The sequence below is a fragment of the Sphingomonas spermidinifaciens genome (assembly GCF_002351485.1).
In the GTDB taxonomy this organism is placed as follows: Bacteria; Pseudomonadota; Alphaproteobacteria; order Sphingomonadales; family Sphingomonadaceae; genus Sphingomonas; species Sphingomonas spermidinifaciens.
The window spans coordinates 414637-438483 of record NZ_NWMW01000001.1; the positions used below are offsets into that span (position 1 = coordinate 414637).

The 23847-nt window shown below is 68.6% G+C and carries 22 protein-coding genes; 6 read left to right on the forward strand and 16 right to left on the reverse strand.

Annotated features, from left to right (window positions below; all coding sequences use genetic code 11):
- Window positions 1–47 precede the first annotated feature (47 nt).
- The 5 genes from COC42_RS02010 to COC42_RS02030 are packed head-to-tail and all read right to left on the reverse strand — an operon-like array spanning window position 48 to window position 6616.
- Window positions 48–1055 (reverse strand): aldo/keto reductase, encoded by a 1008-nt coding sequence (locus tag COC42_RS02010; RefSeq protein ID WP_096341616.1) that lies wholly within the window; start codon window positions 1053–1055, stop codon window positions 48–50.
- Complete coding sequence (locus COC42_RS02015) at window positions 1055–2557, reverse strand: Ppx/GppA family phosphatase (protein ID WP_096341617.1); 1503 nt, start codon at window positions 2555–2557, stop codon at window positions 1055–1057. The genes COC42_RS02010 and COC42_RS02015 overlap by 1 nt, the downstream gene beginning before the upstream one ends.
- The gene (locus COC42_RS02020) at window positions 2554–4776 is read right to left on the reverse strand and encodes an RNA degradosome polyphosphate kinase (RefSeq protein WP_096341618.1); all 2223 of its coding nucleotides are present in this window, start codon (window positions 4774–4776) and stop codon (window positions 2554–2556) included. Before COC42_RS02020 ends, COC42_RS02015 begins: the two co-directional genes overlap by 4 nt.
- Window positions 4773–5411 carry an HdaA/DnaA family protein gene (locus COC42_RS02025; RefSeq protein WP_096341619.1) on the reverse strand — a complete coding sequence of 213 codons (639 nt, stop codon included), beginning with the start codon at window positions 5409–5411 and terminating at the stop codon, window positions 4773–4775. Before COC42_RS02025 ends, COC42_RS02020 begins: the two co-directional genes overlap by 4 nt.
- Window positions 5408–6616, reverse strand: a complete 1209-nt coding sequence (locus COC42_RS02030; protein ID WP_096343024.1) for a hypothetical protein — start codon at window positions 6614–6616, stop codon at window positions 5408–5410. The genes COC42_RS02025 and COC42_RS02030 overlap by 4 nt, the downstream gene beginning before the upstream one ends.
- 211 nt (window positions 6617–6827) lie before the next feature.
- Between COC42_RS02030 and purM the strand changes: the two genes are divergently transcribed.
- Together purM and purN are read left to right on the forward strand one after the other, a co-directional pair.
- Window positions 6828–7925: a phosphoribosylformylglycinamidine cyclo-ligase gene (gene purM / locus COC42_RS02035; RefSeq protein WP_096341620.1), complete on the forward strand. Its 1098-nt coding sequence runs from the start codon at window positions 6828–6830 to the stop codon at window positions 7923–7925.
- Window positions 7918–8490, forward strand: coding sequence for a phosphoribosylglycinamide formyltransferase (gene purN, locus COC42_RS02040; protein WP_096341621.1), 573 nt, complete (start codon window positions 7918–7920; stop codon window positions 8488–8490). The genes purM and purN overlap by 8 nt, the downstream gene beginning before the upstream one ends.
- A 108-nt stretch (window positions 8491–8598) precedes the next feature.
- Here purN and COC42_RS02045 read toward each other — a convergent pair whose 3' ends face one another.
- From COC42_RS02045 to COC42_RS02080, 8 genes are all read right to left on the reverse strand, one after another.
- Window positions 8599–10005: a cell wall hydrolase gene (locus tag COC42_RS02045; protein ID WP_096343025.1), complete on the reverse strand. Its 1407-nt coding sequence runs from the start codon at window positions 10003–10005 to the stop codon at window positions 8599–8601.
- 80 nt (window positions 10006–10085) lie between these two features.
- A complete protein-coding gene (gene cysK / locus COC42_RS02050) occupies window positions 10086–11006 on the reverse strand; it encodes a cysteine synthase A (RefSeq protein WP_096341622.1) in 921 nt (306 codons plus the stop codon).
- Window positions 11003–12331, reverse strand: a complete 1329-nt coding sequence (locus tag COC42_RS02055; protein WP_096341623.1) for an MFS transporter — start codon at window positions 12329–12331, stop codon at window positions 11003–11005. Before COC42_RS02055 ends, cysK begins: the two co-directional genes overlap by 4 nt.
- 418 nt (window positions 12332–12749) lie before the next feature.
- Window positions 12750–14552 (reverse strand): acyl-CoA dehydrogenase C-terminal domain-containing protein, encoded by a 1803-nt coding sequence (locus COC42_RS02060; RefSeq protein ID WP_096341624.1) that lies wholly within the window; start codon window positions 14550–14552, stop codon window positions 12750–12752.
- Between the two features lie 10 nt (window positions 14553–14562).
- Window positions 14563–14997 carry a MerR family transcriptional regulator gene (locus COC42_RS02065; protein WP_096341625.1) on the reverse strand — a complete coding sequence of 145 codons (435 nt, stop codon included), beginning with the start codon at window positions 14995–14997 and terminating at the stop codon, window positions 14563–14565.
- Between the two features lie 32 nt (window positions 14998–15029).
- Window positions 15030–15533 (reverse strand): hypothetical protein, encoded by a 504-nt coding sequence (locus COC42_RS02070; protein ID WP_096341626.1) that lies wholly within the window; start codon window positions 15531–15533, stop codon window positions 15030–15032.
- Window positions 15511–15873: a phosphoribosyl-AMP cyclohydrolase gene (hisI, locus tag COC42_RS02075; RefSeq protein WP_096341627.1), complete on the reverse strand. Its 363-nt coding sequence runs from the start codon at window positions 15871–15873 to the stop codon at window positions 15511–15513. Before hisI ends, COC42_RS02070 begins: the two co-directional genes overlap by 23 nt.
- A 31-nt stretch (window positions 15874–15904) precedes the next feature.
- Entirely contained in the window at window positions 15905–16165 is a 261-nt protein-coding gene (locus COC42_RS02080; protein WP_096343026.1) for a DUF7218 family protein, read from the reverse strand.
- Between the two features lie 135 nt (window positions 16166–16300).
- On the opposite strand from COC42_RS02080, the gene purF reads away from it, so the two are divergent.
- Window positions 16301–17758 carry an amidophosphoribosyltransferase gene (gene purF, locus COC42_RS02085; RefSeq protein WP_096341628.1) on the forward strand — a complete coding sequence of 486 codons (1458 nt, stop codon included), beginning with the start codon at window positions 16301–16303 and terminating at the stop codon, window positions 17756–17758.
- A 20-nt stretch (window positions 17759–17778) separates the two neighbouring features.
- Window positions 17779–18489 carry an SDR family NAD(P)-dependent oxidoreductase gene (locus COC42_RS02090; protein ID WP_096343027.1) on the forward strand — a complete coding sequence of 237 codons (711 nt, stop codon included), beginning with the start codon at window positions 17779–17781 and terminating at the stop codon, window positions 18487–18489.
- 278 nt (window positions 18490–18767) lie between these two features.
- Here the strand turns inward: COC42_RS02090 and arfB are convergent, their stop codons facing one another.
- The gene (gene arfB / locus COC42_RS02095) at window positions 18768–19193 is read right to left on the reverse strand and encodes an alternative ribosome rescue aminoacyl-tRNA hydrolase ArfB (RefSeq protein WP_096341629.1); all 426 of its coding nucleotides are present in this window, start codon (window positions 19191–19193) and stop codon (window positions 18768–18770) included.
- Between the two features lie 124 nt (window positions 19194–19317).
- Between arfB and COC42_RS02100 the strand changes: the two genes are divergently transcribed.
- Entirely contained in the window at window positions 19318–20016 is a 699-nt protein-coding gene (locus COC42_RS02100) for a pirin family protein (RefSeq protein ID WP_096341630.1), read from the forward strand.
- A gap of 104 nt (window positions 20017–20120) precedes the next feature.
- Entirely contained in the window at window positions 20121–20723 is a 603-nt protein-coding gene (gene wrbA, locus COC42_RS02105; RefSeq protein ID WP_096341631.1) for an NAD(P)H:quinone oxidoreductase, read from the forward strand.
- A gap of 134 nt (window positions 20724–20857) precedes the next feature.
- On the opposite strand, the gene gcvPB is transcribed toward wrbA, so the two are convergent.
- Complete coding sequence (gene gcvPB / locus COC42_RS02110; RefSeq protein WP_096341632.1) at window positions 20858–22432, reverse strand: aminomethyl-transferring glycine dehydrogenase subunit GcvPB; 1575 nt, start codon at window positions 22430–22432, stop codon at window positions 20858–20860.
- Window positions 22429–23787: an aminomethyl-transferring glycine dehydrogenase subunit GcvPA gene (gcvPA, locus tag COC42_RS02115; RefSeq protein ID WP_096341633.1), complete on the reverse strand. Its 1359-nt coding sequence runs from the start codon at window positions 23785–23787 to the stop codon at window positions 22429–22431. Before gcvPA ends, gcvPB begins: the two co-directional genes overlap by 4 nt.
- Between the last annotated feature and the right edge of the window lie 60 nt (window positions 23788–23847).

A 23847-nucleotide genomic window follows, 5' to 3' on the forward strand; every position in this document is an offset into this window, starting at 1 on the left:
AACCGATGCCGCGCCGCTACCCCGGCTTTGCGACCAAAGCGAGGCGGTCAGGCGAGTTCTTCGTCAGGAAAGGTTTCGGTGTCGATCTGCGCCTGCATCGCCGCGGCATAGCGCGGCCCCCGGATCGCGCCGGGCGCGAAGACCGCGTCGATGCGCGCGGCGATCTCGGGCGTGATCGTCACGCCGAGCGCGCCGACATTCTCTTCGAGATGCGCGACCGAGCGGGTGCCGGGGATCGGCACGATGTGCTCGGCGCGCGACAGCACCCAGGCGAGCGACAGCTGCGCGGACGTACAGCCGATCTCGACCGCCAGCGTATCATAGGCCGCGACCGCGCGCAGATTGTGCGCCAGCGCCTCCCCGGTGAAACGCGGCATCGCCCGGCGGATATCGCCCTCGACATAATCGTCACCCGCGATCCCGCCCGCGAGCAATCCGCGCGCAACGGGTGAAAAGGCGACGAAGCCGATGCCGAGCTCGCGGCAGGTGTCGAGGACGGCGATCTCGGCATTGCGCACCACCGGCGAATATTCGGTCTGGACCGCCGCGACCGGATGGACGGCGTCGGCGCGGCGGATCGTCGCCGCGCTCATTTCGGACAGACCGATCGCGCCAATCTTCCCCGCCTCATGCGCACGGACCAGCGCGCCGACCGACTCCTCGATCGGCACATTCTTGTCGAGGCGGTGGAGATAATAGAGGTCGATGTGATCGGTCCCCAGCCGCTGGAGCGCCGCGTCGAGCGTGCGCGCGATCGCCGCAGGCGACCCGTCGAGGCCACGCTTGCCGTCGATCACGTCGAGCACGCACTTGCTCGCCAGCGTGTATTCGCCGCGGCGATGCCCCACCGCGCGGCCGACCAGCCGCTCGTTCTCGCCGAAACCATAGAGCGCCGCGGTATCGAGCAGCGTCACGCCCAGGTCGAGCGCGCGGTTTAGCAGCGCCTCCGCATCGGCGGGCGCGGGCTTCTCGCCGTAAGCGTGGCTCAGGTTCATGCAGCCGAGGCCGATCGCCGATACCTCGAACGGACCGATGCGGCGGGTGGGAAGCGTCATCACACTCTCTCGAAATCGGGCACATGGGCGGGCGTCAGCCCGAGCGCGCCAGCCAGCGCCTTGTGCCGCCGCTCGACCGCCTCGCCATAGAGTGCGGCCTGCGCCGGCTCGGTGCGGAGCGTCAGCCGGTCGCCGGTGCGGGCGAGCGCCGTGCGCTTGAGCGGCCCGGCGACGCCGCCCGACAGCCGCTGGCCCAGCCGCATCGCAAGTCCCCAGCGCGCGGCGCATTCTAGCCGATCTGGCGCGGCGAGGCGCGCGAGCGGATCAGGCGATTCAGTGCCGCCGCCAAAACAGGTGAACAGCGCCTGCGCAAGCAGCGCACGCCCCTCCGCCTCGATCGCGACCCAGTTGCCGTGAAGCGCGACCTCCAGCCCGCGTTCGGCACGGAACTCTGGATTGGCGAGCCAGGCAACGTCGGCGAGCAGACAGGCGGCGTGGCGCAGCCGCGCAAGCGCCGCATCCTCATGCCCGAACAGCGGCGCGATCCAGGCGTCGAGCAGGTCGCCATGCTCGGGGAACCGCCCCAGCCGCCGCCCTTCCTCGCGCGCCGCCACGATCAGCGGGTCGAGCGCGCGCGTCGCCGGATCTAGGCGCTCGTGCAGCAACCCCTCGCGCAGGCCGAAGGCCGAGGCGATCGCCATCTCGCTGCCCAGATGCCGCATCAGCACCGTCAGCAGCCGCGCCGCGTCGTCGAGCGTCGCGATGCGCCCGCCCGACAGGTTGGGGATGTTTCGCAGCTTCGCCTTGGGCAGGCCGCCGATCTGGCGGATCAGCCGCTCGATGGTCGCGGCGTCCAGGCGATAGCCGTGGATGACGGGCAGCGGATAGGCGGTCTGGTGCATGTCGAGCCGCGCGAGCGCACGCCATGATCCACCGACAAGGTAGAGCGGAAGCCCCTGCCCGCGCCCCAGCCAGTTGGCCTCGCGCAGCGCGCGGGCGACATGGCGGTCGAGCGTGCCCTTGCCGCGCGCGCGGATCGCCGCGATGCGCAGCACGCCAAGCGGGAACGACACGCGCTCCCCCACCGCGCCATTCGAGACGCGCACGAGTTCAAGGCTGCCGCCGCCCAGATCGCCGACGATGCCGTCGGCATCGGGGATCGCCGACAGCACGCCGTGCCCAGACGCCGTCGCCTCGGCCTCGCCCGGCAGCAGCTCGACCGACAGGCCGAGCTCGCTCGCGATCGCCAGCAGGTCGGCACCGTTTGAGGCATCGCGGACCGCCGCGGTGGCGACGGTGCGCAGCTCGTCGACCTCCATCGCGCGCGCCAGCATCGCGAAGCGGGCCAGCGCGGCGCGGGCGGTCGCCATCCCCTCGGTACTGATCGCCCCGGTCTCGGCCAGCCCGCGGCCAAGGCCGGCCATCACCTTCTCGTTGAACAGGGTCGCCGGCAGCCGCGCGGGTCCTTCATAGACCACGAGGCGAATCGAGTTCGAACCAATGTCGATGATCGCCGTGCGCGCACGCGCCTCGCCCGAAGGCTTGCGGAAGAAAAGGCTCACGCCGGATCGAGGTCCTGGGCAGGTGGCGGGGGCGGCAACGCCGCGGGCCCGATCGGCGCGTTCCGCCGCAGCTTGAGCTTGGGGACCGCCCCTCGGCTGGCCAGCGCCGCGCCGCGGCCCGACAGCGACGGATTGGTCATGAAATAACGGTGGAGGTTGAAGGGCTTGGCGCCCGGCTCGTCCCGCTCATACGTACCGTCGGGCTGCAATTCCCAGCTCTGCTCGGTGTCGAGCAGGTTGGCGGTCATCACCTGGTCGAGGATCTGGTCATGGACCGTCGGGTTGGTGATCGGCAGCATGAACTCGACCCGCCGGTCGAAGTTGCGTGGCATCCAGTCGGCCGAGGAGATATAGACGCGCGCATCGTCGTTGGGCAGCGGCTTGCCGTTCCCGAACGCCCAGATGCGGCTGTGCTCCAGGAATCGGCCGACGATCGACTTGACCCGGATATGGTCGGACATGCCCGGCACGCCGGGGCGCAGGCAGCAGATGCCGCGGATGACGAGGTCGATCTCGACCCCTGCGCCGCTCGCCTCATAGAGCTTCTCGATGATCGCGGGATCGACCAGCGAGTTCATCTTGGCCCAGAGGCTGGCGGGCTTGCCCGCGCGCGCGAAGCCGATCTCGCGGTCGATGAGGGCGATCAGGCTGGCGCGCAGGTCGCGCGGGCTCATGCGCAGCTGTTCGAGGCCCTGCGGCTCGACATAGCCGGTGATGTAGTTGAACAGCTGCGCCGCGTCGCGCCCCAGCGCCGGGTCGGCGGTGAAGAAGCTGAGGTCGGTATAGATGCGCGCGGTGATCGGGTGATAATTGCCCGTGCCGAAATGGACGTAGCTCCTGAACTCGCCGCCCTCGCGCCGGACGACCATCGACACCTTGGCGTGCGTCTTCCAGTCGATGAAGCCATAGACGACCTGAACGCCCGCGCGTTCGAGCGCGTTGGCCCAGAGAAGATTCTGCTCCTCGTCGAAGCGCGCCTTCAGCTCGACGACCGCGGTCACCGACTTCCCCGCCTCCGCCGCGGCGATCAGCGCGCTGATGACCGCCGATTGCTTGCCCGCGCGGTAGAGCGTCTGCTTGATCGCGACCACATCGGGGTCGGCCGCCGCCTGCTTGAGGAAGGCAAGCACCACGTCGAACGTCTCATATGGGTGGTGGACGACGATGTCCTTCGCCCGGATCGCCGCGAAGCAGTCGCCGCCATATTCGCGGATGCGCTCGGGAAAGCGGGGTGAGAAGGGCGGGAACTTGAGGTCGGGTCGATCCTCGTCAACCAACGACGCAAGGTCGGCGATGCCGAGGAAGCTGACCTTCTCGGTCAGCAGCGCCTCGCTCCCCTCGAGCTCGTCGATCAGCACCGCTTCGAGCTCAGCGGTGATCGCCGTCTCCATCTCGAGGCGGATGACCCGGCCGCGGCGGCGGCGCTTTATCGCGGTGCGGAAGTAGAGGACGAGGTCCTCGGCTTCCTCCTCCAGCTCGATGTCGCTGTCGCGCAGAACGCGAAATCCCGCCGATCCCTTGATCTCGTAGCCGGGGAAAAGCTGCGGCGCGAAGCGCTTGAGCATCGCCTCGATCGGCACGTAGCAGGCGGCGTCCCCCGGCACGCGCACGAACCGCGGCAGCGTCGGCGGCAGGAGAACCAGTTCACGGATCGCCTGTCCATCGGACTTGCGGACGAGGTCGAAGATCACGCTCGACCCCTTGTTGGGGATGAACGGGAACGGATGCGCGGGGTCGAGCGCCTGCGGCGTCAGGATCGGGAAGATCTGCTCGCGGAAATGGCGGTCGAGCCACTCGTCGGCCTCGCCCTCGATCGCGTCCTCGCCCAGCACTCGGATACCCGTCTCGGCCATCTGTCCCGCAAGGTCGCGCCAGATCGCCTGCTGCTCGTCGGCGAGGCGGCCGGCCTCCGCCACGATCGCGGCGAGCTGCTGGTTGGGATTGAGGCCGTCGATCGATCGCGAGTCGACCTCCTGCACCTGCTGCCCCTTCAGCCCCGCGACGCGCACCATGAAGAACTCGTCGAAATTCGAGCCCGAGATCGACAGGAAGCGGACGCGCTCCAGCAGCGGATGCGCGGGATTGCACGCCTCCTCCATCACCCGCTTGTTGAACGCCAGCCAGCTCAGTTCGCGATTGAAATAGCGGCCGGTCGGAACGTCGGGTGCCGGCGCCTGATCGGGCGAGGCGTCGAAATTGGGGCGAACGGGACGGGTCATGCTTCCTCGTGCCGAAGTTCGCCGCCCCCTTGGACCAGCAGCCCCCGTGCTGACAAGGCCGGACGGGCAAGCGGGATCGAAATCCGCCGCTTGTCCGCCTCGTTCGCGGCATCGTCGAGCGCATCGACGATGCGGACGAGCGACAGGTAGCTGCGCTCCACCCGCTTCATCAGCCAGGCGACCAACTCCTCGCCCGCATAAAGCTCGCGCCGCTCGAACTGGTCGCGCAGCAGCGCGGCGAACAGCACGTCATCGGGCTCCTCGATCCGGAGCACCGGCGTCGCGGCGAGGCGCGAGCGCAGGTCGGGCAGCCGTACGCTCCACTGGGGCGGTGCATGGTCGGCGACGATCAGCAGCGGCTTGCGATCGGCCTGAGCGAGGTTCCAGACATGAAAAATGTCGGTCTCGCCCGCACGCTCGGCATCGTCGATCAGCCGGCCGCCCGCCCGGCGCGTAAACAGCCGCGCGAGCAGGCTACGCCCCGACTTGCGCGGCCCGACCAGCAACGCCGCCATTACCGGCCAGGTGCCCCAATGTTCGAGATGATGGACGGCGGCCATGTTGGCGTCGCCGACGATGAACTCGTCCTTGCGCGCTCCCTCCGGGCGTTGGAGCGGCAGACGCAGCTGGCTCATTCGGGCGGCGGTGCCTCAGCCGCGGGCGCGGACCGCCGGATGCGCAGCGTCGCGCCGCTCCCCTCGACGGTCCAGCCGCGCTGGCCGAGCGCCACCGCGAGCACCGCCGGGTCGCCCGCGAACTCGACCCGCATCAGCGACACGCCGCCCAGTGCCAGGCTGCTCGTCGCGGCGCTCTGTACGCCGGGAATGCCGCGCACCGACGCCTCGGCCGCGCTCACCGCGCCGACGCCCGGCGTGTCGAACTGGAGCGTCACGGTCGACAGCGGTTCGCTTGGGAGCGTGGCGGCAGGCCCCTCCTCGATCAGCGGGATGTCGCCCGGCAGCACTTCTTCGGCGACCGGCTGGTCGGTGGGCGGCACGAACTCGAGCAGCGGGTCGGGCCGCAGCAGCCCGCCGCGCAGCGCCGCCTGATAAAGCGCGTCGAGCCGCTGGACGCCGGTGTCGAGCAGCGCGGGCAGTCCGTCCCCATTCGCCACGCGCAGGCTGAAGCTGCCGGCCTCGCGGTTGTCGGGGCCGTATCCGGCGCGGAAAACGCCGATCACGGGGCCACCCGGCCACTGGCGATACAGCGTTACCTGCGGGATCAGCACGTCGTTGGCGCCGTACTGGTCGAGCACGTTGCGCCACCAGCCGCGTCCCGGCCGCCCGGTCAGCCCCGCGTTCATCAGGAGCGCGTCGGTCCCGTTCCCCGCCGGCCGGATATAGTCGATCGCGGTGTTGCCGGTGCGGAACCGGCCCCAGGCGGCGCGCCATGGCGTCTCACGCTCGAACACCGCCTCGGTCCCGCCAGAGCGGATCATCGGCACGAGCAGCATCGGCGGCGATCGCGTCATAAACCCGCTGACGCCCAGGATTTCCGCCGCGCGCGCGCGATTGAAGAGCACGCCCAGCCGGGCGATGTAGCGGTTGGGGCCGATCTGTTCGTTCTCGACGACGATCCCCGTGACGAGGCCGTCGAGCGTCCCATCGGGCAGCCCGCCGGCCTTGCCCGTCAGCCGCTGCGACAGCATCGACCAGCCCTTGCGCTGGGCGAGCCGCCAGCCGCCGGTGCGCGCCGCCTCGGCGCTCTTGGCGGTCACGTCGACGGTGACGCCCGACACCTCGAAACTGCCCGAGCCGTCCTGCGCCTGGCTCGAGGCGACGCCCAGCACCATGGCGGCGCTGGCGGCGAACATCGTAAATCTGGCAGCACGGCCCCGCATCGCCGCCCTTTTGGCGAAGCCCGCGGTGAAATCCAAGGGAATTGCGGCGCCTCGCCGTCACCCCGGCCGCGATCCGGGCTCCGCTCTTCTTTCGCCCCAAGAGGCGCATAGGGCGGAACGGACGAAGCGGGATCTCGAGTCAGGTACGCGCTGACGATCGGGCAAGCGCTCGCCCATTGCCTCGCCCCCGCCCCCGTCCTATCGGCGCGGGATGACCGACCCCAAGCCCTATACATACGCCCAGGCGGGCGTGTCGATCGACGCCGGCAATGCGCTTGTGCGCGCGATCGGGCCGCTGGCGCGCGCAACACGGCGGCCGGGCGCCGATGCCGATCTCGGCGGCTTCGGCGGCATCTTCGACCTCAAGGCCGCGGGCTTCACCGACCCGCTGCTCGTGGCCGCGAACGACGGTGTCGGCACCAAATTGAAGCTCGCGATCGAGCATGACGCGCATGACGGCGTCGGCATCGACCTGGTCGCGATGTGCGCCAACGACCTGATCGTCCAAGGCGCGGAGCCGCTATTCTTCCTCGATTACTATGCCAGCGGAAAGCTCGACAACGCCGTCGCGACGCGCGTGATCGCCGGCATCGCCGAGGGGTGCCGCCAGGCGAGCTGCGCGCTGATCGGCGGCGAGACGGCCGAGATGCCGGGAATGTACGCCGATGGCGATTATGACCTCGCCGGTTTCTGCGTCGGCGCGGTCGAGCGCGACGCGCTGCTCACGGGCCGCGCGATCGCGCCGGGCGACGTGGTGCTCGGCCTCGCCTCGACGGGCGTTCATTCCAATGGCTACTCGCTCGTCCGCCGCCTCGCCGCGGACAAGGGCTGGAAGCTCGACCGCCCCGCGCTGTTCGACCAGGAGGTGATCCTGATCGACGCGCTGATGGCACCGACCCGGATCTATGTCGCGAGCCTGCTGCCCCTGCTCCGTGCCCGCCGGATCAAGGGCCTCGCGCACATCACCGGCGGCGGCCTTCTTGAGAACATCCCGCGTGTATTGCCGGAAGGCACGCACGCCCGCATCGACGCCGACGCATGGGACCAGCCGCGCCTCATGGCCTTCCTCCAGGCACAGGGCGCGATCGAGCCCGAGGAGATGGCGAGAACCTTCAATTGCGGCATCGGCATGGTTGCGATCGTCGCCGCCGATCAGGCCGAGGCCATCGACAACGAACTGGCCGCCGCGGGTGAGACCGTCCATCGCATCGGCGCGATCGAGGCAGGGCCGCGCGGCTGCACCGTGGCCGGGAGCGCCGGCACCTGGTCGGCGCGCAGCGACTGGGAAGCGACGCACAACCATGGCTGACCGCGCGCGCGTCGGCATCCTGCTGTCGGGCCGCGGCTCGAACATGCAGGCGCTCGTCGCCGCCAGCCGCGCCGCCGATGCCCGCTACGAGGTCGTGCTCGTCGCCAGCGACAAGCCGGAGGCGCCCGGCCTCGCCTGGGCCGCCGGACAGGGCATCGCCACTTTCGCCGCCTCGCCCAAGGGTCGGCCCAAGCCCGAATATGAGGCCGAGATCGACGCGGCGCTCACCGGCGCAGGGGTCGAGGTCATCGCGCTCGCCGGATACATGCGACTGCTCTCGCCCGAGTTCGTCGCGCGCTGGGCGGGCCGCATCCTCAACATCCACCCCTCTCTTCTGCCCAAGTACAAGGGCCTCGATACCCACGCGCGCGCAATCGCAGCGGGTGACACGGTGGCGGGTGCGTCCGTGCATCTGGTCACCGAAGCGCTCGACGACGGCCCCGTCATCGCGCAGGCCGAAGTGCCGGTCGAGCCCGGCGATACGCCCGACACGCTGGCCGCGCGAGTGCTGGCTGCGGAGCATCGGCTCTACCCGGCAGCGCTCGACCGCTTCCTTTCGACATAGCGTTGACCCGGCGTGGGTTTGGGGAACGATGTGACCATGCCCGATTCGCATCCCGCTTCTCCCTCTCGGGCCGGCGGCGGAGCGGTGGCGTCCGTCGAGTGACGCCCCCTATTGCGGCTTCGGCAACTCGGGTCCCATCGTCCGCCTGACGGGCGGCGGAGCGGCCGGCGCTGGCACCGTTGGCGCGAGCGTGCCCGTCCGCCGCCGAACACCCGTCAGCTCGGTGGGGGCGTTCTCCTTCGCTTCGCCGGCCCCAAGCGCCGCGCGCAGCCCCGATCCGGGCAGCGCCTCCAGCCGGGGGCTGTCGGCCCGTGCGGGGCTCGGCATGAACACCTGCACCTTCATGCACTGGCCGGGCTCGGGCCGCGGGAAGCGGTCGCAGGCCCAGAGCGCCTTGTCGAACCCCCGCGCGCGATCGCGCAGGTAGCTGAACGCCATCCGCTCCATCTGGCGCGGGTCGCCGGGTAGCGCCGCGGGCGTGTCGGCGCGATCGGTCCAGGCGAGGAACTTGCAATACGGTCGGTCGGCACAGACGAGCCCGGCATAGGCGGCATATTCGCCGGGCGGCAATCGACGGTCGAGCGTCACCAGAAAGCTGTTCGGGTCGCCCGCCAGCGGCTTCGGCATCGCCTCGGGCGCGAGGATCGGGAGGTCGATCGCGACCTCCCCGGCGACGATCGGCACGTCCTCGGCCGCGCCGTGCGATGGCGCGATGCCCTTCATCTTCGCGATCAGCGGCTCGGCGGCGACGTAGCGGCCGTTGAATGCCGGCGGCGTGCCCCACCAGCCCGTCCAGCGGAAGAAGAGATGGGTATGGACCTCGCTGATCTTGTCGAGGCTCGACGACCAATAGGGGACGACCCAATTGGTGTGATAGTGCGTGGCCGTGCCCACCGCCTTTTCGACTTTTCCCCGCAGCGCCGCCGCGGCAACATCGTGCGCGCGTGCCCAGGCGGCCTCCGAATAGCGGCGGGCGAGCGCGCCATCGCAGGTGAAGGTGAACTGGCAGCCGGTGCGCCGCTCCGCCCCCTGAAAAACAACGCCGCAGATGGTCTTAGGAAAGGCGGGATGGCGGACGCGATTGAGGATGACCTGCGCCACCGCGCGCTGTCCAACGGTATCGTCGCCCGCTTCATAGAGGACGCCGGCGGTCAGGCAGTCGGTGGCGCGCGCGATGCTCGCCTCGTCGCCAATGATCCGGAAAGGCCGGGCAGAGAGCAGCGGCGCGGTCGAGAAGGGAATCGAGGCGTTGTAGGCCACGGCGTCTTCGCGCGACACGGCGACAAATTCCGCGGGTTCGACCGGCGGCAGTTCGGCGGGCGGGATCACGCGCTGCGGTGGGCGGGCGCGGGCGACCTTGCGCTCGATGGGCACGATCCGCGGGGCATTGGCCACGATGACCAGTGGCATCAGGATCGCCAGCAGCGCCACGATCGTCAGGACAGCCAGCAGGGGCCGCGGGACCGATCCCTCGGGCAGCAGGCGCCGGCCAAGCGGCGTTCGGGGCGGGCTCATCTGATGCATCGGCAAGACGCCCCGCGCGCGGGAGGCGGCGGGGCGTTAGCTCATTTCGCAGGGCGTGGCAAAAACCGGGCTTACTGCTCGGGCAGGAAATCGGGCACCGACAGATAGCGCTCGCCGGTGTCGTAGTTGAAGCCGAGCACCCGCGTGCCCTCGGGCAATTCGGGGAGCTTCTTCGCGATCGCCGCCAGCGTCGCGCCCGAGGAAATGCCGACGAGCAGCCCCTCCTCGCGCGCCGAGCGGCGGGCATAGTCCTTGGCGGTGTCGGCCGAGACCTGGATCACGCCGTCGATCGCCTGGGTGTGGAGATTGGCGGGAACGAAGCCCGCGCCGATGCCCTGGATCGGGTGCGGGCCGGGCTGACCGCCCGAGATGACGGGCGACAGCTCGGGCTCGACGGCATAGACCTTGAGGGCGGGCCAGGCCTTCTTCAATTCCTCGGCGACGCCGGTGATGTGACCGCCGGTGCCGACGCCGGTGACGATGACGTCGATCGGATCGTCGCGGAAATCATTGAGGATTTCCTGCGCCGTCGTGCGGACATGGACATCGACGTTCGCCGGATTCTCGAACTGTTGCGGCATCCACGCGCCGGGCGTCGCTCCGACGATCTCGAGCGCGCGTTCGATCGCGCCCTTCATGCCCTTCTCGCGCGGGGTGAGGTCGAACGCCGCGCCGTAAGCCAGCATCAGGCGGCGGCGCTCGATCGACATGCTCTCGGGCATGACGAGGATCAGCTTGTAGCCCTTAACCGCAGCGACCATCGCCAGGCCGACGCCGGTGTTGCCGCTGGTCGGCTCGACGATCGTCCCGCCGGGCTGGAGCTTGCCGTCGCGCTCGGCCGCCTCGATCATCGCCAGCGCGATGCGGTCCTTGATCGAGCCGCCGGGATTCGACCGCTCGGACTTGATCCAGACCTCGGCGGTGCCGAACAGGCGCTGGATGCGAACATGCGGGGTGTTGCCGATGGTCGCCAGGATCGTTGCTGCCTTCATGCCATCTTCTCCTCGAGCGGGGGGTATTCGAGTGTCTTGGGGGGATCAAAACTGCGCGCGGCGCGAAGTTCGGGAAAGAGCTTGTCCCAGAAGATCGTGACGAGAATGGCGAGCGCGCCGCCGCCCGCCACCGCCAGTACCGGGCCCAGCGCAGCCGCGAGGAAGCCAGAACGCGCCTCGCCCAGCTCGTTCGAGCCCGAGACGAACAGCGTCGAGACCGCGCCGACGCGGCCGCGCATCTCGTCGGGCGTGTAGAGCTGGATCAGCGACTGGCGGACATACACCGACACCATGTCGGTCGCGCCGACGACGACAAGGGCGAGGAGCGACAGCGCGACGGCGGGTGCGAAGTCGCTGCCGACGGCCGAGGGGCCGAGGATCGGCACCAGCACCGGCGCGGCGAGGCCGAACACCACCGTCGCCGCGCCGAAGCCGATGACCGCAAGCAGCATCTTGCCCCCTACATCGGTCTTGAGCGGTCGCCAGGCAAACCAGATGCCGACCGCGACAGCACCGACAGCGGGCGCGGCACGCAGGTGGCCGAGACCCTCTGCCCCGACCATCAGGATGTCACGCGCATAGATGGGCAGCATCGCCGTCGCACCGCCCAGCAACACCGCGAACAGATCGAGGCTGATCGCGCCGAGCACCAGCCGGTTGCGGCGGACATAATGAAGGCCGTCGACCATCTGCGCCCAGGGGTTCGCCGCGCCGGTGATCTTTGAGCGGGGAATCGGCTGGATGAAGAGCAAGCACAGAAGGGCGAGGGCGAACAGCCCCGCCGAGGCCGTATAGGCGCCCCAGTCGGCCCAGGCGTAGAGATAGCCGCCCATCGCCGGGCCGACGATCGACCCCGACTGCCATGCGAGCGACGACAGCGCGATCGCGGTCGGCAGCGAGGCGGCGGGGACGAGGTTCGGCGCGAGCGCCTGAAGCGCCGGGCTGGCAAAGGCACGTGCGACGCCGAGCAGGGCGGCGACGGCGAACAACGCGGGCAGCGTAATCGCGTCGGTATAGGTGAGGAAGGCGAGCGCCCCTGCGCACCCGGCCTCGAGCGCGACCGAGGCGCGGGCGATGAAGCGCCGGTCGATCCGGTCGGCGGCCCAGCCGGTGAGGAGGCTGAGGAACAGGAGCGGCACGAACTGCGCCACGCCGATCAGGCCGAGTTGAAACGCGGCGGCCTGGATCCCCATCGTCTCGCGGGCGATGTCGTAGACCTGCCAGCCGATGACGATGACCATCGCCATCTGCCCCAGCGTCGAGGCGAGGCGCGCGATCCAGTAGGCGCGGAAGCTGGAAATGGTGAAGGGATGCGGTGCCGACATGCCCCGTCAGTTGGAACCTAAAGCCCGAGTCTGCAACAAGGGATTGGCTTTTGCCGCCGCGAGCGGGGCTATCGGGCGGCGGTGCAGCTTGGCCTGTCAGGGAAGGGAGCTACCGCCCGCCCTTCTCCAGAAGACGACAGGGCGCAGCGCGTTCCCAGCTGATCGCGATCCGGTCGCCCACCCGCTCTAGGCCAGGCGCGCAACGCCGCGGGCGCGGGCCGAGTTGGCATCGGATCGAATCCAGGATGACGCGCGTGCTCGGCTCAGCATTGAACCTCATAAGGGCTCGCAACAGGAGATGGGCTCGCGTCGAGGCGAGCACCTCCTGCCCCGGAACGCCACCTTTACCTCGGCCTAGAGCCTGGGTCCCACTTCTTCCTGCTTCAACAGCCAGGAAGGAGCGGGACCGCCGTCGCGGTCAAGCCGCCATGAACAACTCGGGCTCGAGCGCCATGATGCTCTCCGCCCCGCCCTCGATCTTGCGCCGAAGAGCGCCGGCGTCGGGGAGGATGCGCTCGGCATAGAAGCGCGCCGTCACCAGCTTGGCATTGAGGAACTTCGCATCCCCCTCGCCCGCCGCGATCAGCTTGGCGGCGGCGCGCGCCATGCGCAGCCACATCAGGCCCGTCGCGACGATGCCCATCAGGTGCATGTAGCTGTGCGCGCCCGCGCCGACATGCTCGGGATTCTTCATGCCGTTCTGGAGGAACCACATCGTCGCCGCCTGAAGCTCGTTCAGCGCGCGCTCCAGCCGGGCGGCGAAGTCGGCCGAACCCTCGTCCTGCTTGGCGGCGGTGATCTCGTCGCCGACCAGCTTGAAGAAGGCCTGCACCGCACGCCCGCCATTCTGGGCGAGCTTGCGGCCGACCAGGTCCATCGCCTGCACGCCATTGGTACCCTCATAGATCTGAGCAATGCGGGCATCGCGGACATATTGCTCCATGCCCCATTCGGCGATGTAGCCGTGGCCGCCATAGACCTGCTGCGCACTGGTCGCGATCTCATAGCCCTTGTCGGTGCCGTATCCCTTGATGACCGGGGTGAGCAGGCCGATCAGGTCGTCTGCCAGCTGGCGCTCGGCATCGTCGGGCGCCTTGTGCGAAAGGTCGACTTGGAGCGCGCCCCACAGGCACAGCGCGCGCAGCCCCTCGGTCAGCGCCTTGGCCTCCATCAGCATCCGGCGCACATCGGGGTGAACGAACAGCGTGTCGGCCTTCTCGTCCGGCTCCTTCGGGCCGGTCAGCGCGCGGCCCTGACGCCGGTCATGGGCGTACTGCACCGCATTCTGGTACGCGACCTCGGCGACGCCCAGTCCCTGAAGGCCGACGCCCAGCCGCGCCGCGTTCATCATGATGAACATGGCGGCGAGGCCCTTGTTTTCCTCGCCGACCATCCAGCCCTTCGCACCGTCATAGTTCATGACGCAGGTCGAGTTGCCGTGAATGCCCATCTTGTGCTCGATCGAACCGCACGACAGCGTGTTGCGCTCGCCGAGCGATCCATCCTCGTTCACCATGAACTTCGGCACCACGAACAGGCTGATCCCCTTGACGCTGTCGGGCGCGCCCGGCGTCTTGGCGAGGACGAGATGGATGATGTTCGAGGTGAGGTCATGCTCGCCCGAGGAGATGAAGATCTTCGTCCCCGTAATCGCGTAGCTGCCGTCCGCCTGCGGCTCGGCCTTGGTCTTGATGAGGCCGAGGTCGGTGCCGCAATGCGGCTCGGTGAGGTTCATCGTACCGCCCCACTCGCCCGACACCATGCGCGGGACATAGAGCGCCTTCTGCTCGTCCGACCCCTTGGCCAAGAGGGCGGCGATCGCGCCATGCGTCAGGCCCGGATACATGGCGAACGCCATGTTGGCGGAGATCATATATTCCTCGAACGCGGTCGAGACGGTGTGCGGCATCCCCTGCCCGCCGAATTCCTCCGGCGCGCCGAGCGTCATCCAGCCCGCCTCGCGCAGCTGGTCATAGGCTTCCTTGAAACCCTTGGGCGTCGTCACGCTGCCATCGGGATGGCGGGTGCAGCCCTCCTGATCGCCCGAATGGTTGAGCGGGAACAGCACCTCGGCGACGAAACGTCCGCCCTCCTCCAGCACCGCATCGACCATGTCGGGGGTCGCATTGGCGAAACCGGGCAGGTTGGCGTGGCGGTCGAGCCCGACGACATGGTCGAGCACGAAGCGGGTGTCGCGAACCGGGGGCGTGTACTGGGGCATGGGCTTCCTCTCAGGCGTGCTTGTTGTCGCTCGCCGCTTCGACGACGGCGAGGAATTCGTTGAGTTCGGCGATGGCGGCATCGATGTCGCGCTTCTGTGCCTCGAGCAGGTCGATGCGCGCACGGCACTTCTCGATCGTCACCTGTCGCTGGACGCGGCGACCATCGCCGATGTCGTAGAGGTCGATCATCTCGCGGATGTCGGACAGGCTGAACCCCACCCGCTTGCCGCGCAGGATCCAGGCGAGCCGCGCGCGGTCGCGGTGCGAATAGATGCGCTGGAGGCCGCGGCGCTCGGGCGCGATCAGCCCCTCGTCCTCGTAGAAGCGCAGCGCCCGGGGCGTCACGGCGAACTCGGCGCACAGGTCAGAGATACTGAAGGCGTCGCGATCGTGACGCGGCTCGATCGGCGCAAGCGCCTCGTGCGTGGCGGCGGTGCTGAGCATGGCACCCGAGATATATGCCCTTTACGTAAACGTCAACTGGGGCAGAGCAGCCGTCCTTGTGGGTCGCGCAGCGCCGACGCCTCCGACGCGCTCGCCGACAGGCGCTCGACTGAGAAGGCGGACAGCGAGGCGCGCGGACCGCAGAACCGCCTGCACCCATCGGACAGCCGCGCTGGAAAAACGATCCGCTCGCCATCGAACTGCGCGGTGAAGGTGCAATCGCCCGTCGCGCCCAGTTCGATCGACAGCGAGTCGCCGCTCCGTCGAGCGACGCCCGTTGCGGCGCAGGCGAGGCCCTCGCCATAGTCGCTGACGACCCCGATCCGCGCCGCCCCGCCCTGTTCGACGAGGCACAGCCGGTCGCTGTCGCGCGCATAAAGGCCGGTGAGCGGCGCGTCGGCAGGATCGACGACCAGCCCGCGTGACCGCGCCGCCGCCTCGAGCGACACGGCGTTGCTCGCGGCCTTAGGCGCCCGATCGCCGCACCCGGCCAGCGCCAGCGCGGCGATGAGGCTAATCCAGCGCTTCGAGGCCATGCTCGGTCACGCGGCGATAGAAGCAGCTCCGGCGGCCGGTATGGCACGCGGGGCCGGCGCGCTCGCAGAGCAGCCAGACCGCGTCCTGATCGCAATCGATGCGGATATCGCGAACGTGCAGCACATGCCCCGAGGTCTCGCCCTTCTTCCAGAGCCTGCCCCGGCTGCGCGACCAGAAGGTCGCCTCGCGCGTCGCCAGCGTCGCCGCCAGCGCCTCCTCATTCATATGCGCGAGCATCAGCACCTCGCCGGTCGCGGCGTCGGTGGCGACGGCGGTAACGAGGCCGGCGGCATCGTACTTGGGATCGAGGGTCAGGCCGGTTTCGCGCGGGTCGGGCATCCGAGGTCGATAGCGGTCCCCCGCCCCGCCCTCAATGGCTTCGGATCGCCTTCACCAGTTCGGCCTTGCTCATCGTCGACCGCCCCTCGATGCCGATCTTCTTCGCCTCGGCATAAAGCTCGGCCTTGCTGCGATCGTCGAGCTCGGTCGATTTGTGCTTCAGCGTGCCCGCGGCCTTCGCGTTGGCGATGCGCGCCGCCTTCTCTTTCGAGGCACCCTGTCGGCGCAGATCCTCGTAGAGCTTGTCGTCCTTGACCGAATTGCCGTGGTCCGTCGCTGCTTTCGCCGCCATCGCCATTCTCCTTCGGGTCAGAAACGCTGGGTTTCGAGAGCGGCTCCCCGTAACCATTGTGACAATGGGGCGACAAAGCCGAACCGCACGCCTATATGGCCGCCAACGACTCCCCCAAGGGAAAGCTCCGGGCGCATGCTGACCACCCATCCGTTCGACGACGATCATCTGCGCGAGGAGTGCGGCATCTTCGGCGTCTCGGGCGCAGAGGGCGCTGCCGCGCTCGTCGCGCTCGGCCTTCACGCGCTCCAGCATCGGGGGCAGGAAGCCGCCGGCATCTCCACCTTCGACGGGGTGCAGTTCCACACCCATCGGGCGATGGGCCATGTCGCGGGCAATTTCGATCGTGACGAGATCATCCGCGCGCTGCCCGGCAACGTCGCGGCGGGCCATGTCCGCTATTCGACGACGGGCGAAACGGCGCTGCGCAACGTGCAGCCGCTCTATGCCGACCTCGCCAGCGGCGGCTTCGCGGTCGCGCACAACGGCAACATCTCCAATGCGCTGCGCCTGAAGCGCGATCTCGTCCGCTCGGGCTCGATCTTCCAGTCGACCAGCGACACCGAGGTCATCATCCACCTCGTCGCGACGTCGAGCTACCGGTCGCTTCTCGACAAGTTCATCGACGCGCTGAAGCGGGTCGAGGGTGCCTACTCCCTCATCTGCATGACGCCCGAGGGGATGATCGCCTGCCGCGACCCGCTCGGCATCCGCCCGCTGGTGATGGGCCGGCTGGGCGAGACGATCATCTTCGCGTCGGAAACAGTGGCGCTCGACGTGGTGGGCGCGGAGTTCGAGCGGGCGGTCGATCCGGGCGAACTGGTGATCGTTCAGGACGGCAAGGTCCGCTCGATCCGGCCGTTCAAGCCGGTGGCGCCGCGCCCGTGCATCTTCGAGCATGTCTATTTCAGCCGCCCCGATTCGATCGTCGACGACCAGTCGATCTATTCGGTGCGCAAGAATATCGGCGCGCAGCTGGCGATCGAGGCGCCGGTCGAGGCCGATCTCGTCATCCCCGTCCCCGATTCGGGCGTGCCCGCCGCGATCGGCTATGCCCAGCAGTCGGGCATTCCGTTCGAGCTCGGCATCATCCGCTCGCACTATGTCGGGCGCACCTTCATCCAGCCGGGCGACAAGGTTCGGCACCTCGGCGTCAAGCTCAAGCACAATGCCAATCGCGCGCTCATCCAGGGCAAACGCGTGATCCTGATCGACGATTCGATCGTCCGCGGCACCACCAGCCTCAAGATCGTGCAGATGATGCGCGAGGCAGGTGCGGCCGAGATCCATATGCGCATCGCCAGCCCGCCGACGCGGCATAGCTGCTTCTACGGCGTCGACACGCCCGAGCGGGCCAAGCTGCTCGCCGCGAAGATGGACGTGGGCGGCATGACCGACTTCATCCATGCCGACAGCCTGGCGTTCGTGTCGATCGACGGTCTCTACAAGGCGCTGGGCGAGGCCAAGCGCGCCGACATCAGGCCGAGCCATTGCGACGCCTGCTTCACGGGCGATTATCCGACGACGCTGACCGACCAGGACGAACTCGGCCAGGTCGAGCAGTTCTCGATGCTCGAAGAGCGCGTCGGCTGAGCCATCAGGAAGGAATGACGATGACCGACCGCCCGCTTGCCGGAAAGCTTGCGCTCGTCACCGGCGCGTCGCGGGGGATCGGCGCGGCGACCGCCGTCGCGCTTGGCCGGGCGGGCGCGCATGTCGTGCTCACCGCGCGCACCGCGGGCGGGCTCGAGGAAGTCGAGGACGCGATCTATGAAGCCGGCGGCTCGGCGACGATCGCCCCGCTCGACCTGACCGAGACCGATGGGGTCGCCAAGCTTGCGACCGCGGTGTCGGAGCGGTGGCAGGCGCTCGACATCCTCGTCCTCAACGCAGCGATGCTCGGCAGCCTCGCCGCGGTGCCGGCGATCGACATGAAGGAACTCGCCAAGGTGCTGACGCTCAACGTCAGCGCGCAGGCGGCGTTGATCGCCTCGTTCGACCCGCTCCTCCGCCGCAGCGAGGGCGCGCGGGTGATCGGGGTGACGTCCAGCGTCGGTCGCACGCCCCGCGCCTATTGGGGGGCGTATGGTGCATCCAAGGCCGCGTTCGAGACGCTGCTCGCCGCTTATGGCGAGGAGATGAAGAACATCACCAAGGTGCGCACCGCGATCCTCGACCCCGGCGCCACCCGGACGAAGATGCGCGCCCGCGCCTATCCGGGCGAGGATCCCGCCAGCGTCAAGGCGCCCGAGGTGGTGGCAGAGCGCATCCTGGCGCTGTCGATCGAGGGGTTCGAGGCGCTGCACACCGAACGCGTCGGTTAGCACACCCGCTCTCCCATATCGCAACCTACCTCCGCAGACGCAGGGGTCGAGGGTTGCAAGCAATACGCTGCTTGGCGCCTGGATCAGCTTCCTCCGGGGCACCACCCTTTTAGCGCAAGCCGGCCACCGGCAAAAAGAAAGGCCAGCCCCAGCGGGACCGGCCTGAAAAGTTTTAGGAGAGGATGCCTGAAAGGCAGGGTCTTTTTGCGTTGCAGCGGGAAATGTTGCAAGTGCGAACAAAACCATCACGATTGCAGTTTCTGCAATTGTTGATTGCGTCAGTCGGGCTTGACCCGCCCCCGCCCGCTCTTGATCGCCCCGCGCCTTGCCTTGGCATCCACCCGGCGCACTTGCGACGCGCGCGTCGGTTTGGTCGCGCGTCGCGCCTTGGGGACGATCGTGGCCTCGCGGATCAGCGCGATCAGCCGCTCGCGCGCCTCGCGCCGGTTCAGTTCCTGCGATCGGGCAGCTTCGGCGCGCAGGATCAGCACGCCCTCCTGCGTCATGCGATGGCCCGCCAGCGCCGCCAGCCGTGCCTTCACCCGATCGGGCAGGTTGGGGCTGGCAGCCACGTCGAAGCGAAGCTGAACCGCGCTATCCGTCGTGTTGACGTGCTGGCCGCCAGGACCGCCCGCGCGCGTGAAGCGTTCGTCGATCTCGTCGCTATCGATCGCGATGGCGCGGGTGATGACGATGCGGGCCATGAGCCTTCCTGACAGAGCACCGAGCGCGGATCACGCGCTATCGGCGAAACGATCCGTTTCCCTCGTTTCCATTTTCGTCGCGAACCGCATCGCCTATCTCCCGTCCAACCAAGGAGATCGACCGATGATCGACAAACGCCCCTTCTCTTCGCTCGGCCACGCCGATCATGGCTGGCTTAACGCGCGGCATCATTTCTCGTTCGCCAACTATTACGATCCCGCCCGCATGGGCTGGGGTGCGATCCGCGTCTGGAATGATGACGAGATCGCGGCCAACAGCGGCTTCCCCCCGCATCCTCACCGCGACATGGAGATCATCACCTATGTGCGGAAGGGTGCGATCACCCACCAGGACTCGATGGGCAACCAGGGCCGTACCGAGGCGGGCGACGTCCAGGTGATGTCGGCGGGCACCGGCGTGCGCCATGCCGAATATAATCTCGAGCCCGAGACGACGACATTGTTCCAGATCTGGATCGAGCCCAAGCGGCTGGGGGGCGCTCCGAGCTGGGGGGCCAAGCCGTTCCCGAAGGGTGAGCGCTCGGGCAAGTTCGTCACGCTGGCGAGCGGGTTCGCGGAGGATGCCGACGCACTTCCCATCCGCGCCGATGCTCGGGTGATGGGCGCGACGCTGCAGGCCGGCGAGAGCGTCGAGCACAGCGTCGGCGATGGTCGTCACGCCTATCTCGTCCCCGCCACCGGCGCGATCGAGATCGACGGCGAGCGGTTCGACGCGCGCGATGGCGCGGCGCTGACCGGCGGCAAGACCTACACGATCCGCGCGATCGAAGAGGCCGAACTGGTCCTCGTCGACAGCGAGTAAGCGTTCGGTGCCCGCCCCGTCCCTCCCGGCGGGCGCCCCGGGAGGAAGGCATCTCCCCTACACCCCGCCTTCCTCCCACCCCTTTTCAGATGGAGACACGTGAGATGGCGAAGGTTCTGGTTCTCTATTACTCGTCCTATGGCCACATGTCGCAGCTGGCTGACGCCGTGGCCGAGGGTGCCCGCGCGGCCGGTGCGGAGGTCGACGTGCTGCGCGTGCCCGAGACCGCACCGGCCGAGGTCGCCGCGGCGGCGGGCTTCAAGTCCGACCACACCCACCCCGTGATCGACAGCGTCGAGAAGCTCGCCGACTATGACGCCATTGTCGTCGGCAGCCCGACCCGCTTCGGCCGCATGTCGAGCCAGATGGCGAGCTTTCTCGACCAGGCAGGCGGCCTGTGGTTCCGCGGCGCGCTCAACGGCAAGGTCGGTGCGGCCTTTACCTCGACGGCGACCCAGCATGGCGGGCAGGAGACGACGCTCTTCTCGATCATCACCAACCTGCTGCATTTCGGCATGACGGTGGTCGGCCTCGACTATGGCTATCAGGCGCAGATGTCGAACGATGCGGTCAACGGCGGCACCCCCTATGGCGCCTCGACGATTGCCAATGGTGACGGCAGCCGTCAGCCCACCGAAGTCGAGCTGGGCGGTGCCCGCTATCAGGGCAAGCGCGTGGCGGAGACCGCGGCAAAGCTGTTCGGCTAAGCTTTGGCCGGGCCCCCGCCGGCGCGGGGGGCCGGATGCTGGTCCATCCAAGCCGCCCGTCATCCCAGCCTTCGCTGGGATGACGATCTTTGAGCGCGTACCCCGGCCTGCGTCGGGGTACGCGTGTTTCTACATCACTCCGCCGCTTCAGGAAGTGGCGCTTCCTTCCACACCAGCACCGGCTTCCTCGCCGCCTGCGTCTCGTCGAGGCGCCGGCGCGGGGCGTAGTGCGGCGCGGCCTTGAGGCTGGCGTCGCCCGCCTTTGCCCGGTCGGCGACGCTCGCCAGCGCATCGACGAACTGGTCGAGCGCTGCCTTTGACTCGGTTTCGGTCGGCTCGACAAGCATCGCGCCGTGGACGACCAGCGGGAAATAGACCGTCATCGGGTGGAAGCCCTCGTCGATCAGCCCCTTGGCGACGTCGAGCGTCGAAAAGCCCGCGGGGAAGCCCTCGTCGCTGAACAGCGCCTCGTGCATGCACGGTCCCGACTTCGCGAACGGCGCGTCGAGCACGCCCTCCAGCCGGCGAAGCACATAATTGGCGTTGAGCACCGCATCGCCCGCGACCTGCGCCAGCCCATCGGCCCCGTGGCTGAGGATATAGGTCAGCGCACGCGTGAACATGCCCATCTGGCCGTGGAACGCGGTCATCCGCCCGAAGCTGTGCGGATGATCCTCACCCACCGTCTCTTCCTCGACGAGTTGGATGTGCCCGTCGGCGTGGCGCGCGGTGAAGGGCAGCGGCCCGAACGGCGCCAGCGCCTCCGACAGCACCACCGGCCCCGACCCCGGCCCGCCGCCGCCATGCGGGGTGGAGAAGGTCTTGTGCAGGTTGATGTGCATCGCATCGACGCCAAGGTCGCCCGGTCGCACTCGCCCGACGATCGCGTTGAAGTTGGCGCCATCGCAATAGACGTAACCGCCCGCCGCATGAACGGCATCCGAGATGATTTTCAGATCGCGCTCGAACAGCCCGCAGGTATTGGGGTTGGTGATCATGACGCCTGCGACGTCGGGGCCGAGCCGGCTCTTCAGCGCCTCGGTATCAACGCGGCCCTCATCGGTCGCGGGGATGTTCTCGACGGTGAAGCCTGCGAATGCAGCGGTCGCCGGGTTGGTGCCGTGCGCGCTTTCGGGGACGAGAATGACCTTGCGGTGCCCTTCGCCCCGAGCCTCCAGCGCCGCCTTGATGCAGAGGATGCCGCACAGCTCGCCATGTGCGCCCGCCTTGGGGCTCATCGCGACGCCGTACATGCCGGTCAGGTCGATCAGCCAGAAGGCGAGCTCGTTAATGACGCCGAGCGCACCCTGCACGGTATCCACGGGCTGGAGCGGATGGATGTCGGCAAATCCGGGCAGCCGGGCCATCCGCTCGTTGAGGCGCGGGTTGTGCTTCATCGTGCACGAGCCGAGCGGGAAGAGCCCCAGGTCGATGGCATAATTCTGGCGGCTGAGGCGCGTATAGTGGCGCACCGTCTCGGGCTCCGACAGGCCGGGCAGGCCGATCGGCTTCGACCGCGCGAGCGCACCCAGCCGGCTCGCGCCCTTCGGCGTCTCGGGCAGGTCGACGCCGGTCGTCTCGGTCGTGCCGATCTCGAAGATCAGCGCTTCCTCGAGCATCAGCGCGCGGTTGCCGGTTCGGGTCGCGGGGGCGGCGCCCTCGACGGCGTTCATCTCGGGCTTCCACCCGCTCTGATTGATCGCGTTCATGCCAGCACCTCCTCAAGCGCGGTGGCGAGCGTTTCGACATCCTCGGCGGTCGCGGTTTCGGTTACGGCGACGACCAGCCCCTTCTCCAGCGCCTGGATGCCCGGATAGAGCCGGCCGAGCGACACGCCCGCAAGGATACGCCGATCGGCAAGCTCGCGGACGATCGGCCGCGCTTCCCTCGACAGCTTCAGCGTAAACTCGTTGAAGAAGGTCGGCGTGACCAGCTCGACGCCCGGCACCTGCGCCAGCCGGTCGGCGGCGGCGCTGGCGGCGAGGTGGTTCGCCTCGGCCAGCCCACGCAGCCCCTTCTCACCCAGCAGCGTCATGTGGATCGAGAAGGCAAGCGCGCACAGGCCCGAATTGGTGCAGATGTTCGACGTCGCCTTCTCGCGCCGGATATGCTGCTCGCGGGTCGAGAGCGTCAGGACGAAGCCGCGCTTGCCCTCGGCATCGACGGTCTCGCCGCACAGGCGGCCCGGCATCTGACGGACGTATTTCTCCTTGCAGCCGAACAGGCCGACATAGGGCCCGCCGAACTGAAGGCCGACGCCGATCGACTGCCCCTCTCCGACCACGATGTCCGCGCCCATCTCGCCGGGCGAGCGGATCGCGCCGAGTGCGACCGGCTCGGTGACGACGGCGATCAGCAGAGCCTTCTTCGCCTGGCACGCGGCGGCCAGCTCCGACAGGTCGGCAATGCGGCCGAGAATATCGGGATACTGAACGACCACGCACGAGGTATCGTCGTCGATCGCGGCGATCAGCGTCTCGATATCGCCCTCGGCCGCCAGCTCGGGCAGCGACGCGTGCACATCATCACCGGTGAACTTCGCCATCGTCGTCGCGACCGAAACGTAGTGCGGGTGGAGCCCGCCCGACAGGACCGCCTTCGCCCTCCGCGTCACCCGCCGCGCCATCACGATGGCTTCCCAGCAGGCAGTCGAGCCGTCGTACATCGACGCATTCGCAACGTCAGTGCCGAGCAGCCGCGCGACCTGCGTCTGGAACTCGAACAGCATCTGGAGCGTGCCCTGCGCGATCTCGGGCTGATAGGGCGTGTAGGCCGTCAGGAACTCGCCGCGCTGGATCAGGTGGTCGACGCTCGCTGGCACATGATGCCGATACGCGCCGCAGCCGAGAAAGAAGGGCACCTCGCCCGCGACGAGGTTCTGTCGGGCCAGCGCCGACATGTGGCGCTCGACCGCGAGCTCGCTCGCGTGGTTCGGCAGGCCGTGGATCGGACCGGTCAGCCGCGCCTCTTCGGGCACGTCGGCGAACAGCGCATCGATCGACGGCGCGCCGATGACGCGAAGCATTTCCGTACGGTCGGTATCCGTCAGGGGCAAGTAGCGCATTTTCTTCCTTCCCCCTCCCCTTGTCGGGAGGGACAGGGGGTGGGGATGCCTCACCGAGAC

Bases quoted from the DNA above. Each gene is read 5' to 3' on its own strand.
- COC42_RS02010 (WP_096341616.1), bottom strand. From the start codon at position 1,055: ATGACGCTTCCCACCCGCCGCATCGGTCCGTTCGAGGTATCGGCGATC.
- COC42_RS02020 (WP_096341618.1), bottom strand. From the start codon at position 4,776: ATGACCCGTCCCGTTCGCCCCAATTTCGACGCCTCGCCCGATCAGGCG.
- COC42_RS02025 (WP_096341619.1), bottom strand. From the start codon at position 5,411: ATGAGCCAGCTGCGTCTGCCGCTCCAACGCCCGGAGGGAGCGCGCAAG.
- COC42_RS02030 (WP_096343024.1), bottom strand. From the start codon at position 6,616: ATGCGGGGCCGTGCTGCCAGATTTACGATGTTCGCCGCCAGCGCCGCC.
- purM (WP_096341620.1), top strand. From the start codon at position 6,828: ATGACCGACCCCAAGCCCTATACATACGCCCAGGCGGGCGTGTCGATC.
- purN (WP_096341621.1), top strand. From the start codon at position 7,918: ATGGCTGACCGCGCGCGCGTCGGCATCCTGCTGTCGGGCCGCGGCTCG.
- COC42_RS02045 (WP_096343025.1), bottom strand. From the start codon at position 10,005: ATGAGCCCGCCCCGAACGCCGCTTGGCCGGCGCCTGCTGCCCGAGGGA.
- cysK (WP_096341622.1), bottom strand. From the start codon at position 11,006: ATGAAGGCAGCAACGATCCTGGCGACCATCGGCAACACCCCGCATGTT.
- COC42_RS02055 (WP_096341623.1), bottom strand. From the start codon at position 12,331: ATGTCGGCACCGCATCCCTTCACCATTTCCAGCTTCCGCGCCTACTGG.
- COC42_RS02060 (WP_096341624.1), bottom strand. From the start codon at position 14,552: ATGCCCCAGTACACGCCCCCGGTTCGCGACACCCGCTTCGTGCTCGAC.
- COC42_RS02065 (WP_096341625.1), bottom strand. From the start codon at position 14,997: ATGCTCAGCACCGCCGCCACGCACGAGGCGCTTGCGCCGATCGAGCCG.
- COC42_RS02070 (WP_096341626.1), bottom strand. From the start codon at position 15,533: ATGGCCTCGAAGCGCTGGATTAGCCTCATCGCCGCGCTGGCGCTGGCC.
- hisI (WP_096341627.1), bottom strand. From the start codon at position 15,873: ATGCCCGACCCGCGCGAAACCGGCCTGACCCTCGATCCCAAGTACGAT.
- COC42_RS02080 (WP_096343026.1), bottom strand. From the start codon at position 16,165: ATGGCGGCGAAAGCAGCGACGGACCACGGCAATTCGGTCAAGGACGAC.
- purF (WP_096341628.1), top strand. From the start codon at position 16,301: ATGCTGACCACCCATCCGTTCGACGACGATCATCTGCGCGAGGAGTGC.
- COC42_RS02090 (WP_096343027.1), top strand. From the start codon at position 17,779: ATGACCGACCGCCCGCTTGCCGGAAAGCTTGCGCTCGTCACCGGCGCG.
- arfB (WP_096341629.1), bottom strand. From the start codon at position 19,193: ATGGCCCGCATCGTCATCACCCGCGCCATCGCGATCGATAGCGACGAG.
- COC42_RS02100 (WP_096341630.1), top strand. From the start codon at position 19,318: ATGATCGACAAACGCCCCTTCTCTTCGCTCGGCCACGCCGATCATGGC.
- wrbA (WP_096341631.1), top strand. From the start codon at position 20,121: ATGGCGAAGGTTCTGGTTCTCTATTACTCGTCCTATGGCCACATGTCG.
- gcvPB (WP_096341632.1), bottom strand. From the start codon at position 22,432: ATGAACGCGATCAATCAGAGCGGGTGGAAGCCCGAGATGAACGCCGTC.
- gcvPA (WP_096341633.1), bottom strand. From the start codon at position 23,787: ATGCGCTACTTGCCCCTGACGGATACCGACCGTACGGAAATGCTTCGC.